Source organism: Sphingobacterium corticis (assembly GCF_042684745.1).
Classification (GTDB): domain Bacteria; phylum Bacteroidota; class Bacteroidia; order Sphingobacteriales; family Sphingobacteriaceae; genus Sphingobacterium; species Sphingobacterium corticis.
Genome location: NZ_JBHUMA010000006.1, coordinates 878,419 through 894,941 on the forward strand (window position 1 = coordinate 878,419; position 16,523 = coordinate 894,941).

9 protein-coding genes are annotated in these 16,523 nt (G+C 41.9%); all 9 read left to right on the forward strand.

Going from position 1 to position 16,523, the window contains the following annotated elements; all coding sequences use genetic code 11:
- Nucleotides 1-10: 10 nt before the first annotated feature.
- Nucleotides 11-1,390: a RagB/SusD family nutrient uptake outer membrane protein gene (locus tag ACFSQ3_RS09825; protein ID WP_380869369.1), complete on the forward strand. Its 1,380-nt coding sequence runs from the start codon at nt 11-13 to the stop codon at nt 1,388-1,390.
- 69 nt (nt 1,391-1,459) lie between these two features.
- Nucleotides 1,460-2,407, forward strand: a complete 948-nt coding sequence (locus ACFSQ3_RS09830; protein WP_380869370.1) for an ABC transporter ATP-binding protein — start codon at nt 1,460-1,462, stop codon at nt 2,405-2,407.
- 23 nt (nt 2,408-2,430) lie between these two features.
- On the forward strand, nt 2,431-4,731 hold the full coding sequence (locus ACFSQ3_RS09835) for a Gldg family protein (RefSeq protein WP_380869371.1): 2,301 nt from the start codon (nt 2,431-2,433) through the stop codon (nt 4,729-4,731).
- A 1-nt stretch (nt 4,732) separates the two neighbouring features.
- Nucleotides 4,733-6,064 carry a MutS-related protein gene (locus ACFSQ3_RS09840; protein WP_380869372.1) on the forward strand — a complete coding sequence of 444 codons (1,332 nt, stop codon included), beginning with the start codon at nt 4,733-4,735 and terminating at the stop codon, nt 6,062-6,064.
- A gap of 2 nt (nt 6,065-6,066) precedes the next feature.
- The gene (locus ACFSQ3_RS09845; protein ID WP_380869373.1) at nt 6,067-7,407 is read left to right on the forward strand and encodes a MutS-related protein; all 1,341 of its coding nucleotides are present in this window, start codon (nt 6,067-6,069) and stop codon (nt 7,405-7,407) included.
- A 16-nt stretch (nt 7,408-7,423) separates the two neighbouring features.
- Nucleotides 7,424-10,294 (forward strand): M16 family metallopeptidase, encoded by a 2,871-nt coding sequence (locus tag ACFSQ3_RS09850; RefSeq protein WP_380869374.1) that lies wholly within the window; start codon nt 7,424-7,426, stop codon nt 10,292-10,294.
- Nucleotides 10,295-10,470: 176 nt separating this feature from the next.
- Entirely contained in the window at nt 10,471-12,555 is a 2,085-nt protein-coding gene (locus tag ACFSQ3_RS09855; RefSeq protein ID WP_380869375.1) for an adenylate/guanylate cyclase domain-containing protein, read from the forward strand.
- A 10-nt stretch (nt 12,556-12,565) separates the two neighbouring features.
- The gene (locus ACFSQ3_RS09860; RefSeq protein ID WP_380869376.1) at nt 12,566-13,147 is read left to right on the forward strand and encodes an HD domain-containing protein; all 582 of its coding nucleotides are present in this window, start codon (nt 12,566-12,568) and stop codon (nt 13,145-13,147) included.
- Nucleotides 13,148-13,375: 228 nt separating this feature from the next.
- Complete coding sequence (locus ACFSQ3_RS09865; RefSeq protein ID WP_380869377.1) at nt 13,376-16,507, forward strand: SusC/RagA family TonB-linked outer membrane protein; 3,132 nt, start codon at nt 13,376-13,378, stop codon at nt 16,505-16,507.
- The last annotated feature ends 16 nt before the right edge of the window (nt 16,508-16,523 follow it).

Sequence of the window (16,523 nt, forward strand, 5' to 3'; positions counted from 1 at the left end):
TAGGAAGAAGATGAAAAGAAATTTCATATTTATAACTATACTTTCTGCCGCATTGTTCACGACAAGTGCTTGTAGAAAATATGTGGAGCTTGATCTGATCGGGCAACGCGAATTGAAATACACGGAAGATTACAAAGCATTATTAAATTATCGTGTAGACATGGAGCCGAATTTGTATTTCCCTGTTTTGGCGAGTGACGATGTATATTCGGCTGACGATTCTTACTTAAATCGTTTCATGGCAATTGATGCGAACGCATACACTTGGGCTGGCGATATTGTCGGCGACAATCAAGAAGATCCAGATTGGCAAAAGCTATACAAGCAAATTTACATTACCAATCAAATCATTGCTGAAGCACCTGATAGTCGAGGGGGAAGCGAATTGGAAAAAAAGCAAATCGTTGCACAAGCGAAAGTACACCGCGCTACAGCATACTACTTTCTGGTGAATACATATGCCAAGCAATACAATCCAGCATCAGCAGGAACCGATCTTGGAGTGCCCGTATTAACCAAGCCAGATTTATTTGCAAAATTAGATCGTATGCCCGTACAAGGCGTTTACGATCAAATTATCAGTGATCTGACAACTGCAATGGTTGATTTACCGGAAATGACGCAAGTGAACACGTTACCTTCGGCTACTGCAGCTAAAGCGATGTTGGCGCGTACGTATTTACAAATGGAGAACTATCCATTAGCGCTTCAACATGCGAATGAAGTATTGGCGGTACAGAACAAATTGACAGATTTACAGTTATTTGTCAACAGTCCAAATACCTACCCGAGCTTAACACGCGATACGGAGGAAATTTTCATAAAAACAACGAGAAATACCTATCCTACATTAGCGTTAAATCCAGAATTGTTAAATCTATTTGAAGCAAATGATTTACGTCGTACATTATTTGTTGTCGAAGGAGCTGCATTTGGCACTTGGCAGTCATTTAATGGATTCGGGTATAATAAATTGCGTATTATTTCTCAAAACCAAGCATTAACTAACGGCCCAACCGTGCCAGAAATGATGCTGATTAAAGCAGAAGCTTTAGTGCGCAACGCAGCAACTTTTGCGGAGGGAATTGCAGTGATTAATGAATTAAGAAAATTCCGATTTGAAACTGCTGACTATCAACCATTTGTTGCTGCCAATCAAGCAGAAGCGTTAAAGTTGGTTATCAATGAGCGTCGTAAGGAACTTATGGCGAAAGGCTTACGCTGGTTTGATCAGAAGCGTTTGGCTTCCGAACCGGGTTTTGTTACTACGCAAACCCGCACATATAAGGGTGTTACATATACATTGGAACCGAACAGTCCAAGATACGTGATGCCGATTGCGACCAAATACATCGTATTAAATCCAGAAATCATCCAAAATCCACGTTAATAGTATTTAGAACGTGGATTAATGCACGCCGTTCGCTCATTACGGACGGTGTGCTTTAAAACAATATAAATGATCGATAAGAATCAAGAAACGCCCATCGTAAAGGTGGTTAACCTCTCCCATCGCTACAGCTTGCAATGGGCCATCAAGGATATTAGTTTTGAGGTAGGGAAAAATGGTATTTACGGATTGCTAGGCGCAAATGGTGCAGGGAAATCAACCACCATGAATATTATGTGCGGTGTGTTGAACCAAACATCCGGCGATATTTTCATCCGAGGAATTAACTTGGCCGAAGATCCAATTGTAGCAAAAAAACACATTGGTTTTCTACCACAGCAGCCACCCTTATTGCATGAATTGACCGTGGAAGAATACTTAATTCACACGGCAAATCTTCGCTTGATGCCTGCAAATGAAATTGGGGAAGCAGTCAATGATGTGTTAGAAAAATGCGGAATCAGCCATTTCCGCAAACGTCTATTAAAAAACCTTTCCGGAGGATATCAACAGCGCGTTGGGATTGCGCAGGCCATTATTCATCAACCCGACTTCGTGGTATTCGATGAACCAACAAACGGACTCGATCCCAATCAAATTTTAGAGGTTCGTCACCTGATTCGCGAGATTGCGAAAGAACGTACCGTTGTGCTTTGTACCCATATTTTACAGGAAGTACAGGCACTGTGTGATCACATTTGGATGATCCACGATGGACGATTAATTTTCTCAGGAACGCTACACGAATTTGATAGCCAAGTGGCGCCGCAATCCATTTTAATGAGCATCACATCGCCGCCAGCGATCGAAGAATTATTGGCCTTGCCACATGTCATCGATATTGAAGCTTTGAGTACCGTTCGATTCCGCATCAAATCGGATAATACGCGAGAATTGACACCAATTTTGGTAAGTAAAAGCGTGAGCGAGCAATGGAACTTAATTGAGATTACAACCGAGAAGAGTTCGTTGGAAAACGTTTTCGCGGAACTCACCAAAAAGAAAAAGAAAGCCTAATCAGCAGTAGCACAAAAAAAAACATGAAAACAACTTTAAAAATAGCAAAAACTGAGCTGCAGCTGCTGTTCTATTCGCCGGTTGCATGGCTTATCTTAATGATATTTACCTTTCAAATCGGTTTCCTTTTCACAAGTAATTACGAAGGAATGATTCGCGTACAATCCATGAAGATTGATTTGAATAACGCGACACAAAGTTTATTTGCTTCGCCTTGGGGTGGTATTTTCCCAAAGGTACAATCGTATTTATATCTCTATATTCCTTTGCTGACCATGGGCATGATGAGTCGCGAATATAGCAGCGGATCGATCAAATTGCTCTACTCCTCACCGATCACCAATGCACAAATTATATTAGGAAAATACTTAGCGCTGTTGGGATTTGGATTGATCTTGATTGCCTCCATGGTCATTCTTATTCTTTTTACTGCAGGAACTTTGGTAAATGCGGATTTACTGCCGTTGCTTTCTGGGTTGATTGGTTTGTATCTTCTTTTGGCCGCTTATGCCGCGATCGGATTATTTATGTCGTCGCTAACGAATTACAATATCGTAGCAGCAATTGGAACATTGTGCATTTTCGCCATCATGAATTACGCTCGTGGATTGTGGCAAGATGTGCCATTCGTGCGTGAAATCACGTACTGGTTAGGTATTAATGGTCGAGCAGATTTGTTCATTTCCGGCTTAATCACCTCCGAAGATTTCATTTACTTCCTTCTAGTGAGCGCCTTGTTTTTGTCATTCAGCATTTACCGTTTGCAAGGCATGCGCCACAAAGAATCTGGTAGTTTGCGCTTCGCGAAAATCTTTGGAACGATCGCTGTAACGTGTATTTTGGGTTATCTAACCACATTGCCGGCTAGTAAATTGTATTATGATACGACTTATCAAAAACGCAATACGCTGACGCAAGCAAGTCAGGATATAATGAGCCAATTGGATGGCGATTTTACGATTACTACCTACGTTAATATGTTGGATGGTAATAACTTCATCGGCCTACCATCGGCCTACAAAAGCGATGTAAAATCCTTTGAAAAATACACGCGCTTCAAGCCGGAAACCAATATGAAATATGTGTACTATTATCACGACGCGGACAACCCGATTTTAGAACGTCAATTCCCGAATTTGACGACGGAAGAACGCTTAGATACTTTGCGCAAATTCAACCAATGGAATTTTGATATCAAACCGTATTCAGAAATTAAGGATCAAGTAGATTTGTCTACCGAAAACTATCGTTTTGTACGTGTTTTGGAACGGGAAAATGGTAAGAAAACTTTCCTTCGTGTTTTTGAAGATATGGTTCGTGTACCGAGCGAATCGGAAATCAGTGCAGCAATCAAACGACTGGTTATAGACAAGTTGCCAACCGTGGGATTGGTTTCCGGACACGGTGAGCGCGACAGCGAATCGGCACAAGATCGCGGTTACAAAATCATTACGCAAGAAAAAACCTTCCGCTACTCCATGGTGAATCAAGGATTTGATTTCACGAAAGTGGATTTATCGAAACCTATTGACGAAAGTATTCAGCTTCTTGTTTTAGCGGAACCGCGTGGAGAATATAGCGCCGTGGAATTTGAGAACTTGAAAAAGTACATTGAAAGCGGAAAACATCTATTAATTGCCGGCGAGCCCGATCAACGCGCGTATTTCAACGCACTAGCGAAACCATTGCTGGGTGTCAGTTTAGAAGAAGGCGTTTTGATAAGTCAACAGGAAGCTCTTCAACCGGATTTGATGATCTTGAAGCCTACTATCGAAGCGACGAAATTCTCTTTTCATTTGGAACCCATGTTGACGCGTAACGAAGTGCTGACAATGCCTTCTGCCGGAGGGTTGCATTACGATGGATCGAAAGGATTTGAACAAACCGTTTTATTTCAAACAGATAGCACAGGCATTTGGAACGAAAAGCAAACGACCAACTTTATCGATAGCAAACCGAGCTTGGATTCGATTGCTGGAGAAAAAATGGACGCTTACCCCACCGTTTTGGCTTTATCAAGAAAAGTAAATGGCAAGGAGCAAAAAATCTTGGTTACTGGCGATGCCGACTGGATCAGCAATAGCGAATTGTTTATGCAACGTAATCAGGTACAAGCGTCGAACTTCTCCCTAGTTAGTGCTGCATTTTACTGGTTGAGTGATGGCGAAGTTCCGGTTGATATGCGTTTACCAAACCCCATTGATACCACTTTGCGCATCAAAGAAAGCGGCTGGTTTTATTTCAGTATCCTGTTGAAATGGATTATTCCAGTCAGCATGTTACTTGCCGGATTGATCATCAACATTCGCAGAAGAGGAAGATAGCATGGGATTATATATTGATAAGCAAACCTTAGACGATTTGGGGATTTTTGCGCAACGCGGGAAAACCTCCATTTATAATCTGTTTAATCAGACTCGAACTTCCGGAGCAGCGGAATTGTTGGAAGAATGGTTCCAATACCCACTTTCGGATGCAAAGCAAATTACGGAGCGTTGCCAGATGATCGGATATTTCATGGATCATCCGATGAAGTTTCCGTTTCAGGCAACTTGGTTTGATCAGGCTTTGTTCTATTTGGACATGGTCGATGAACGGAGCCGCCTACAATTGCAAGAAAAGGGATTGCTCGCTCGTTTGCAACGCCTGCTAAAAGCAGATGTGGAACAGGAAAAAGTAAAGAGCGGGATTCTTGCCAGTGCGGAGATCGTGCGAACATTTATCGGCATGTTAGAAGAAGCGCGCTCGAACAACGCGATTGCGTTCAGCAATTCCCTATCTCCGATTGAAAAGCAATTGAATGAATCGCTATTGGTGGATCTGCCAAACGTCAGTGACAGCAAGAAAATAACGCAGGAGGAATTGATTCGCTTAGATAATCTAATTCGATTCGAAGAGCGTGAATTGTTCCTGAAAATACTACAGGAAATTTACCGATTGGATGTTTATCTCACGGTTGCAAATGTGGCGAAAGAACGTGGATTTTGTTTACCGACTGCCGAAGAATCGGCATCCGAAACATTGAGTTACGAAAATGTCTACCATCCATTAATCGATGGTGCGAAAGGAAATTCTTTGATGATGGATAAGCAAAAAAACATTGTATTTCTAACGGGCGCGAATATGGCTGGAAAGTCAACTTTTATGAAATCCTTGGGAATCTCGTTGTATTTAGCACATGTAGGTTTGCCGGTTCCGGCAAAAAGTATGCATTTTGCGCCGCGCGATGCGATATATACATCCATTAACCTTCCGGACAACATTCAAATGGGTTATAGTCATTACTATGCGGAAGTACTTCGCGTGAAACGTATTGCGCAACAACTGGTAAATAGAAAGAAATTGTTCGTGATTTTCGACGAATTGTTTCGCGGAACGAACGTGAAAGATGCGTATGATGGAACAATTGCCATTACGACGAGATTGTATCAACATCCGTTTTGCCAATTTGTGCTTTCTACGCATATCATCGAAGCTGGTGAATTTCTACGTGCATCTTATCCTAAAATTCAATACCGCTATTTACCGACAGAATTGAAAGATGGCAAACCGATTTATACTTATGCACTCACCGAAGGAATTACTTCGGATCGCCACGGTATGGTTATTATCGAGAACGAAGGCATTATCGATTTATTAAAACTTCCAACACCATAAGGATGCAGTTTATTACCGACAAACAAACCTTGGAGGATTTAAATCTGCCGGGTAAATACAAGAAAAACTCCGTTTTTTCTTTATTCAATCGTACACAAACCTTTGGTGGCGAGCGTGTGTTGGAAACGATTTTTTCAACGCCTTACGCTAGCGTAGAACCTATTCGTCAGCGAACGGAGTTTATTGCTTTTGTTCGTCAAATTGGCACAGGATTCCCCATTGATTTAGACGATCTTGCGGCCGCTCAACTGTATCATCAAAGCGACGTTAAAATATCAGCCTTTTACAGCTTCGCGAAGTCGCTTCGCCGTCGCACATTCAGAATGCTTGGAACAGCGCAGGAAGATACGCTCTTTCAAAATGGTATGTTCGCCGCCACACGCATGCTATCGCAACTGCATCTTTGGTTACTGGATGTGAAAAAAAGAGACAAAAACGACGCGTTGCGCTACGTTGAGGTTGACAATGACGTGCTGATTGAACAGCGTAATTTGCTCGAATTCTTATCGATGCATACCGAACGTGAAGATCCTAGTTTATTCTCCATTGCGAAAATGGATTACCTGATTAGAGGAAAATATAATCATGTATTGCAACAAGCTTTCCGGATAATTTATAACTTCGATGCCTATATCTCTATATCGAGCGTTGCAAACGAAAAGGGATTTCAGCCGGCCTTAGCGTTGGAAGCTTCTTCAAGAAGCATCCGCATTGAGGATGGTTATCACGCAACTATGCCAAAGGCAATTGGCAATCCTATGGACTATGATTCCGAACAGAATCTAACTTTCCTTACCGGAGCGAATATGGCAGGAAAATCAACCTACATGAAATCCTTCGGCATATTGATCTATTTAGCCCATTTAGGATTTCCGGTTCCCGCGAAGCGAATGGAATTTGCGGTACGCGATGGATTGTATACGTCGATTAACGTTTCCGATGATCTATCGATGGGGCAAAGCCACTATTACGCCGAAGTTATGCGCGTCAAGCAAGTTGCTCAGGAAGTGAACAAAGGCAAAAAGCTGGTCATCATTTTCGATGAGCTTTTCAAAGGGACAAACGTGAAGGATGCATTCGATGCCACATTAGCTATCACGCAAGCTTTTCAAGCGCATAAAGATTGTCAATTCCTTATCTCCACGCACATCGTTGAAGTTGGTGAGAAATTACGCGATCAGCATGAAAGCAACATTCGCTTCAGCTATCTACCGACGATCATGCAAGGGCATATCCCGACGTACACGTATCAATTAGAATCGGGCATTAGTGCCGATAAGCACGGTATGATCCTGATAGAAAAAGAAGGAATTTTGACCTTACTAGAAAATAAAAACGCATAATAACAATACATTAAGAATGACTTTAAACCGTAAATTAATTTTACTATTAGCGATAGCAAGCAGCGTTTCAAGCTTGCCAAATTACGCGGAAGCGAACAACAATACGTTAAAAACGGAAACTTCCTTTTCTGTAAAAAACTTCTGGAAGCAGCAAACCGTAACGGATTCTTTACCGCTAGATCCAAAGGTGAAAGTGGCTACATTACCGAACGGATTCACTTATTACATTGTACAAAACTCGGAGCCAAAAGACCGCGTGATCATGTATTTGGCCAACAAAGTAGGTTCTATTTTGGAGACGGATAGTCAACAAGGCTTAGCGCACTTTTTGGAACACATGAACTTCAATGGCACAACGCATTTCCCAAAAAATGAATTGGTGGATTACTTGCAAAAAGCTGGTGTTCGTTTTGGAGCAGATTTGAATGCTTATACGAGCTTCACCGAAACCGTTTATCAGCTCCCAATCCCTTCAAATCAACCGGAACTATTGGAAAACGGCTTATTAATCATGCGCGATTGGGCGAATGGTGCTTTATTGGAAGCGGAGGAAATTGATCAGGAGCGCGGTGTCATTTTAGAGGAAAAACGTCAACGCGGCGGTTTGTCGGCGCGCATCCAAGAACAAACGTTTCCATTGGTGACCAATAATTCATTGTATGCGAAAAGAATGCCGATCGGTACCGAAGAAATTTTGAAAAACTTCGACTATGAAGAAATTCGCAGCTTTCACCGTAATTGGTATCGTCCGGAATTGCAAGCTTTAATCGTTGTTGGTGATATTGATCCACAAGAAATCGAAAAACGAATTGTTGCACATTTTTCTCCGTTGGAGAATCCAAAAAATGCACCTAAACATTTCGTTCCGAAAATCGAGCTAAACGGAGAAAACCACTTTCTTGGATTCAGCGATAAGGAAGTTACCTCTACTTCCTTACAAATTATGTACAAAAAGCCGGAATTCAATATCGTAAAAGCGGGAGATTATAGAACATCGTTGACCAAAAGTTTATACGCGCAATTGGTGAATACACGCTTGCGTGAATTGTTGCGCGAATCGGCAACGCCATTTTTGAGCGCGAACATAGGTAGCGGCGCTATGTTGGGCGGATTGGAATCAAACAGCATTCAAATTGGTCCGAAGCCGGGCAAATTGCAGGAATCGATTGCTTTGGTTTATGGTGTTTTGAAGCAAGTAGAAGAATTCGGATTCACGGAGGCAGAAATCAATCGCGCGAAAGAAAACTACAAAACCATGCTGGCTAGAAATGCGGCCGAAATCGATAAAACTCCATCGAAATCTTACGTGGAGGAATTACTCAATCATTTTCTGAAAGGCACACCTTCACCATCGTTTGACTACGTCTACCCTATTTTAACCAAAAACATTGAGGAAATACAGTCTGCAGATTTGATCGCGCACTCATCGGATTTCTTTCAAGAAGGAAATAGAGATATCGTACTAGTTACGGGACAAGATTCCGAGGATGCTGCTTCCGAATCTGATATTTTGGCATGGATCGAAACAGCATCCAAACAGGAAGTAACGGCTTACACGGAAGAAGCTGTTGATGATAAATTGATTAAGGAATTGCCTGCTCCTGGATCGATTACGAAGCGAGAAGAAGATACGAAAATTGGCACGAAAACTTGGACGTTGAGTAATGGAGTTAAAGTAATCGTTAAACCGACGGATTTCAAGAATGACGAAATCCAATTCACATCCTACAGTCCCGGAGGATTCTCCTTGTATGAAAAATCCGATTATCAATCCGCTACCAATGCGGTTTCCATCGTAACATCAAGCGGTTTAGGAAACTTCAATTCTCTGCAATTAGGTCGATATTTGAATGGAAAAAGTGTTTCTGTGGCACCGTTCATTAACGAAATTGGCGAAGGCATCCGAGGATCTGCCAACAAAGAAAGTTTGGAAACGGCGTTCCAATTGATTCACGCTTACTTCTATCAAAGCAGATTGGACAAAGACATTAATAAAGCGAGCATAGAACGTTCAAAAATTTCACTTGCGAACCGCTTGAATAATCCAAGTGCAATTTTCTCCGATAGTATTTCGCATATTCTTTACCGCGGTGACGAGCGCAGAACTGGCGCAACGATCGAAAAATTGGAGCAAGTAAACTTAGATCGCGCTTGGGAAATCTACAAAGATCGTTTCGCAGATGCTTCGGATTTTACTTTTGTTTTTGTTGGAAACTTGGATGAAAAAGTATTGGAATCGTATCTCGAACAATACATCGCCACGTTACCAAATTTGGGTAGAAAAGAAAACTTCCGTGATGCTGGACCTCATCCATTGAAAAAAGGCATTTCGGTAGATATCCGAAAAGGTTCAGAAGAGAAATCTACGGTCGCAATGGCATATTTAGGTGATTACAAATATGAAGAACATGACAATTTGTTAATGCAAGCTTTGTCGGCATGTATTGATATTAAATTGATTGAGCGCTTACGCGAAAAAGAAGGTGGCGTTTATAGTATCAATGTTTCTCCTTCGCTTATTCAAAATCCGAAAAATAGATTTGCGTTGAATATTTCATTCACTACGGATCCGCAATTGGTTGACAAATTGACAAATGCTGCCAAGGAAGAAATCAAATTGATCAAAAAGAACGGTCCAAGCGAAGCAGATGTAGAGAAATTCATCGCCGAGCGATTGCTTTCCAGCAAACAGAACTTGCGTAATAATGGATTTTGGTTGTCTTATTTGTTGAGCAGTAGCATTGATGGTTTGGATGCCGATCGTGTGCTGACGTCGGATGAACGTTTGAAAACCATAACCGCAAAAGATATTCAACGAATTGCCAATAAGTATTTGAAAGACAAAAACTTATTCCAGTTTGTGCATTATCCAGAAACAGCGAAATAACCCGTTTGTTAAAAAATGTAAAATAGCTAAATAGCCTAATTACTGGCACGCATATTGATTAATTGTTAGTATTCATAATTTAGGTTAATAATTGGTTAGTTAGTGAAACACCTGAAGTTCCCCGCTTCAGGTGTTTCTTTTTTTACTATATTTAACCACGATTAACCTCGTTAACCATGCTTCTAAACAACAACGTGCTCTTTGCAAGTAAATCATCCGTTTACTTTCGATTTTTATTAACTATCGCGGCAGGTATTTTCTTATTTCAAAACAGCTTCGCGCAAACGAAAACGGATCGCAACGGCTCACACATTGTGCAGATTGATACATTGTGGTTAAAAGACGAACTAAATAGCGACTCCATTTGGTTGATCAAAGGAGAGGATAACCCAATTTTTAAAGCATTAAACTTCGATGATAGTCAATGGGAACTTCGTGAATCCGCGGTTAAGGCATACGATGATAAAGGTATCTCTTGGTTGCGCATGAAATTTAAAGTTGCGCCTCACTTGCTGAAAACACCAATTTGTTTGGATGTATCCCAAAATGGTGCATCTGAAATCTATTTAGATGGTGAATTGCTGGATTCCGTTGGTGTGATTGGCGCCGGAAAACCAGAAGTGACAGAAATCAGTAAACGGTTCCCCAAATCTTTCAGCGTGTCCGATACGGGAATTCACGTAATAGCGGTGCGTTACCAAAACCTGCCCGTCGTAAATACATTTAACGATATAGAGAGTAATATGCTCAGTGGATTCTTAAGCGCATTTAAAAGCTTCAATACATCCTTTCGCGATGCTAACTTGTATTACCAAAAAACGATTGAAAAGAACTTCAGAAACACGAATGTGCTGACCGCTTTGAGCGGCATTTTCTGCGCATTGGCATTTGTGCATATTTTACTATTTTGCTTCTATTACAAAGGTTGGTACAACTTATACTTCGGCTTATACAACCTATCTATTGGGTTGATATGCTTCTTTATATATAAGATGCATACCACCTTGGATATCATGCAGAATGTATTTTATGCGAGAGGAATTTTCGTTACGCTAATTGTATTTTGTACCACATTAACGGGCTTCACCAACACCTTGTTTGGACGAAGTCGCATACGACGCATCATCATGCTTGGCATCGGCGGTTTTGCGTTCGTAGCATCATTCATCGCTCCTATGATCAGCGTGCTTATGGTGCCATTGTATTTATTTGCTGTCTTAATAGAATCGCTATTTATCATTATCCGTGCAATGCTTCGCCGAGAACGAACGGCATTTATTGTCGGTGGGGGAATTCTGGCTTGTTTCGGATATGTGATATTACTTTTCTTCGTTTCCATGTTAGGCAAGTCCAATCCCATCAATAACTTCGTCGACACGCATACGGGAAAAGCTTTAATATTCATCCTGATTAGCTTTCCTGTTTCTATTTCTGCTTATTTGGCCTATCAGTTTGGAAAAACAAGTAACAGCCTACAACGACAGCTGGCGGAAGTGAAACGTTTATCCATTCGATCGTTGGAGCAGGAACATGAGAAGCAACAGATTTTGGAAAATCAGAAGTCTGTTTTGGAGGATCAGGTTCGTTCGCGAACGCAGGATTTGCAGGATGAAAAACAAAAATCCGACGAATTGCTACTAAACATTCTTCCGCAGGAAGTGGCCGAAGAGCTGAAAGAACATGGATCTACAAAAACGCGTTATCACGAAGAGGTTTCTGTAATCTTTACGGATTTTGTGAATTTCACGCAGAATTCTGAAAAATGGGGTGCAGAGCGAATGATCAAGGAATTGCATGAAGATTTTACAGCATTTGACCATATCATGGAAAAACATGGATTGGAAAAGATCAAAACCATTGGTGATGCATATTTAGCCGTTTGTGGCTTGCCGATGAAGACAGCCAACCATGCCGAGCGAGCCATAAAGGCGGCGTTAGATATTTTGGATTACGTAAACGAAAAAGCTCAACTGAGCGAAGAAAATGCTTTGCAAATTCGAATTGGAATCCATTCCGGACCTTTGGTTGCTGGAATCGTCGGCGTGAAAAAGTTCGCTTACGATATTTGGGGAGATACGGTAAATACGGCTGCCCGATTGGAACAGAATAGCGCAGCAGGCAAAATCAACATCTCAGAATCGACATACGAATTAGTAAAAGATAATTATATCTTTGAAAATCGCGGATTGATTGAAGCTAAGGGCAAAGGTGCTATACCAATGTATTTTGTAACGTCAGCCATTAACAACGTAAAATCATAATCTGATCGCCATGAAATACCATCAACTGTTCGACATCATTATCCAAAAATTACGCGATGAACTTCCCGGACACCTTTCCTATCATAGCGTAACACATGTAAAAGATGTTATTGAATCGGCCGAAGCCATTGCTAAAAGCGAAGGGATTGAAGGCGATGAATTGACGTTAGTGAAAACGGCAGCTTTGTTTCACGACACCGGATTTATTTTCGGCTCCAAAGAGCATGAAAAACGTTCTTGTGAAATTGCCGAATCGTATCTCCCAAATTACGGCTATTCGGCTAAAGACATCGAGCGAATCGGCGGAATGATTATGGCTACGAAAATTCCCCAATCGCCCAATAATCATTTGGAAGAAATATTGGCAGACGCTGATTTAGATTATCTTGGCCGCGATGATTTTTTCATCATTGGCGATAAGCTTTACGAAGAGCTTGCCATGTTCGGCATCGTACAAACGGAACACGATTGGAATAGATTGCAAGAGAAATTCCTAGAAAATCATCACTATTTTACGGCAACTGCTATTTCCAATCGCCAAGCGAAAAAAGATGAAAACCTAGCTATTATTAAAAAGAAGCTGTCATCCTAATCACTTATTTACAATACTATAAACGCAAATAGTCCCGATTGATTTTTCGGGAAGTATTCGTGATATGTTCAATTTTTAATTGAGACTATATCACGATATTTTGAGACGATATGGCAATCCCCGGCTGTGTCGAATACCTACATTTGATTTTGTGTTCTCCACTGTCCAATACTTGGAGACATACACATCAGTCACACTAACTGATTTATAAACTTTAAAAACAACCCTATGATGATTTTCTCTAGGCGGCGCCCCGATCGGGTACACGTCCTCTACCAACTGTTGTTTTTCTGCATTCTGTGGAACGGAATCCCGCTTTTAGCGCAAGCTCAAGAACCTATTCAAATAACGGGATTTGTTCGGGAAGCAGAAACAAACAACGCGCTAAGCAACGTCACGGTGCAAGTAAAAGGCACAAACATCGCCACCAGTACCGACGAAAATGGGAAGTACACCTTAGAAGGTGTTGATCCAAATGCCACAATCGTATTTTCACTGATCGGCTATCCAAACATTGAACGCAGTGTACAAGGACAAACGAACCTTGATGTGACGATGGGTGCCGCCGCTGCTGATCTCGACGAAGTGGTCGTTGTTGGATATGGTACGATGCGGAAACGTGATGTAACGGGCGCTGTTTCTTCGTTGAACGCTAGCAAGATTGAAAACGAAGCACCAACGCAATTGACCGATGCGTTGCGTGGAAACATCGCCGGTTTGAACGTAGGATTTAGTTCGCGTGCAAAAGGCGGTGGTTCTCTGCAAATTCGAGGAAGAACGTCGTTGAATGCTGGGACAAGTCCGTTAATCGTTTTGGACGGAGCTATTTATTATGGTGCTTGGGAAGATATTAATCCGGCCGATATAGAAAGCGTGGATGTATTGAAAGATGCTAGTGCAGCAGCAGTATTCGGCGCAAAATCCGCTTCTGGCGTTATATTGGTCACAACAAAAAAAGGTACGCAAGGAAAGCCTTTGATCAATTATAATACAACCATGGGATTGGCTACCATGGCGCTCGATCAACCTATTTATCAAGGTCAGGATTTTGTGAATTGGCGATCGGATGTGTTTAAAAGTATTAATGCAAATGCGCAACCATTCCAATTTGATGATCCGAGAAATCTGCCTGCCGATATTAGTTTGGATACCTGGTTAGGTTATGATAATTCATCCGGCGATCCTACGCGAGTTTGGTTGCGTCGACTGAATTTACAACCTAACGAAGTCGATAACTACATGAACGGCAACGTAACCGATTGGTACAGTCAGGTTTTTCAACGCGGGTTTCGTCAAGATCACAACATAAGTGTTTCTGGAAAAAATGACGATATCTCCTATTATGTGGGAGCTGGATATTTAGATAACGAAGGAATTATTGTCGGCGACCGTTTTAAAACATTACGCACGCGCGTAAATTTGGATGCGAATATTACCGACTTCCTGTCCGTCGGCATGAATCTTCAAGCTGTATCTCGCGATGATAGTGCGATTCCACACGATTGGGGACAAATTTCCGCGCTGTCTCCTTACGGAACGCAATACGATGAAAATGGTCAGCTAATTTGGCGCCCAAACTACGAAGTTTCCGGCGGAATAAATCCCGGCTACGACGCATATCACACCGAGCGAATCGATCGAACTAATTCTTTAAATAGCACCATATTCGCAAAATTGAAATTGCCGTTGGGTTTCACATTTACGACAAATTTCACACCGCGATTAGAGCTTTATGAGCGTTACAATCATGAAAAATCATCGCACGAAAGTTGGGCAACATTCGGAGGTCGCGCAAGCAGACAGCAACGAACCACCTACTTTTGGCAAGTCGATAATATCCTAAACTGGAATAAAGAATTCGCTGGCATCCATCGCTTTGATGTAACCTTGTTGGCTAACGCGGAGAAACTACAGAACTGGGATAACAATATGTCAAACGACAATTTTGATCCAAATGATGACTTAGGATTTCACGGCATTGGAAACGGAATCAATCCCATCATCGGTAGCTACGATCAATACAGCACCGGCGATGCATTGATGGCTCGCGTAGTATATACGTTGAAGGATCGCTACACCGTAACCGGAACTTATCGAAGAGACGGATACTCGGCTTTTGGGCAACGCCATCCAAGAGCTAATTTTGGTTCAATAGCCGGCGCATGGACATTTACCGAGGAATCTTTCTTTGATTCGGATTGGTTCAATTACGGTAAGCTCCGCGCTTCCTTCGGAACGAATGGTAATCGCGATGTTGGAGGCGGCCGCGATATGTACGTCGCTCTTGCGGATTTGGCAACCGGAAAATACCTGTATGTGCTACCAGATGGAACAGTGATTCAAGCGAACCAACTACGCGTAGATCGCATGCAAAATCCTAATTTCCGTTGGGAACGTAATACTTCCTATAACTTTGGTTTGGACTTCTCGATATTAAATGATCGCCTGTCGGGAAACATGGAATATTACCAAATGAATTCCACCGATCTATTGGTTTTGCGAAGTTTACCAAATGTAATTGGATTTGATAATGTGATGGATAACCTAGGCGAAGTTCGCAACCGCGGATTTGAGGTTACGCTAAATTCCTTAAATATTTCAAGAGAAAATTTTAGCTGGCGATCAACTGGATTATTTCAAGTGAACCGAAATCAGATCAAACACATCTATCGGGATTTTGATGCATCCGGTCGGGAATTGGATGACGTTCAAAATCGTTGGTTTATCGGACAGCCGATTGATGCCATTTGGGATTGGAAAGCGCTCGGTGTATATCAGCTCGGACAGGAAGAGCAAGCTGCGCGCTACGGATTGCAGCCCGGAGATTATCAGTTAGAAGATGTGAATGATGATGGCGTTTTTAGCAACGCCGATCGCCAGTTTATTGGTTTCTCTGAGCCACGCTTCCGCTGGTCGTTACGCCACGACTTTCAGTTTCTGAAACATTTCTCCGCATCCATTTCCATGTATGCTTTATGGGGTCACTCCTCGCCTTTCAATTTCACAAAAAGTCGGGATGGATTTCCCGATCGTAGAAACAGCTATGCATTTCCATATTGGACACCGGAGAATCCATCGAATGAGTTTGCACGGATCAACTCCAACGAAGGAAGTGCTTCTGGATTTAATGTATACAGAAAACGTTCGTTCATTCGTATAGATAACATTTCCTTAGCGTACAATGTGCCACAAGAATTATTGCAACGCTACAAATTACGTGGCTTACGTGTATTTGGAAATGTACGAAATGCAGGAATGTGGGCGCCGGAATGGCAATTTTGGGATCCGGAATGGGATCCAGATAACGGCGCCGGCCCGACGCCCCGATTTTACACATTAGGACTAGATATATCGTTGTAATTTTTAATCAGAAGCT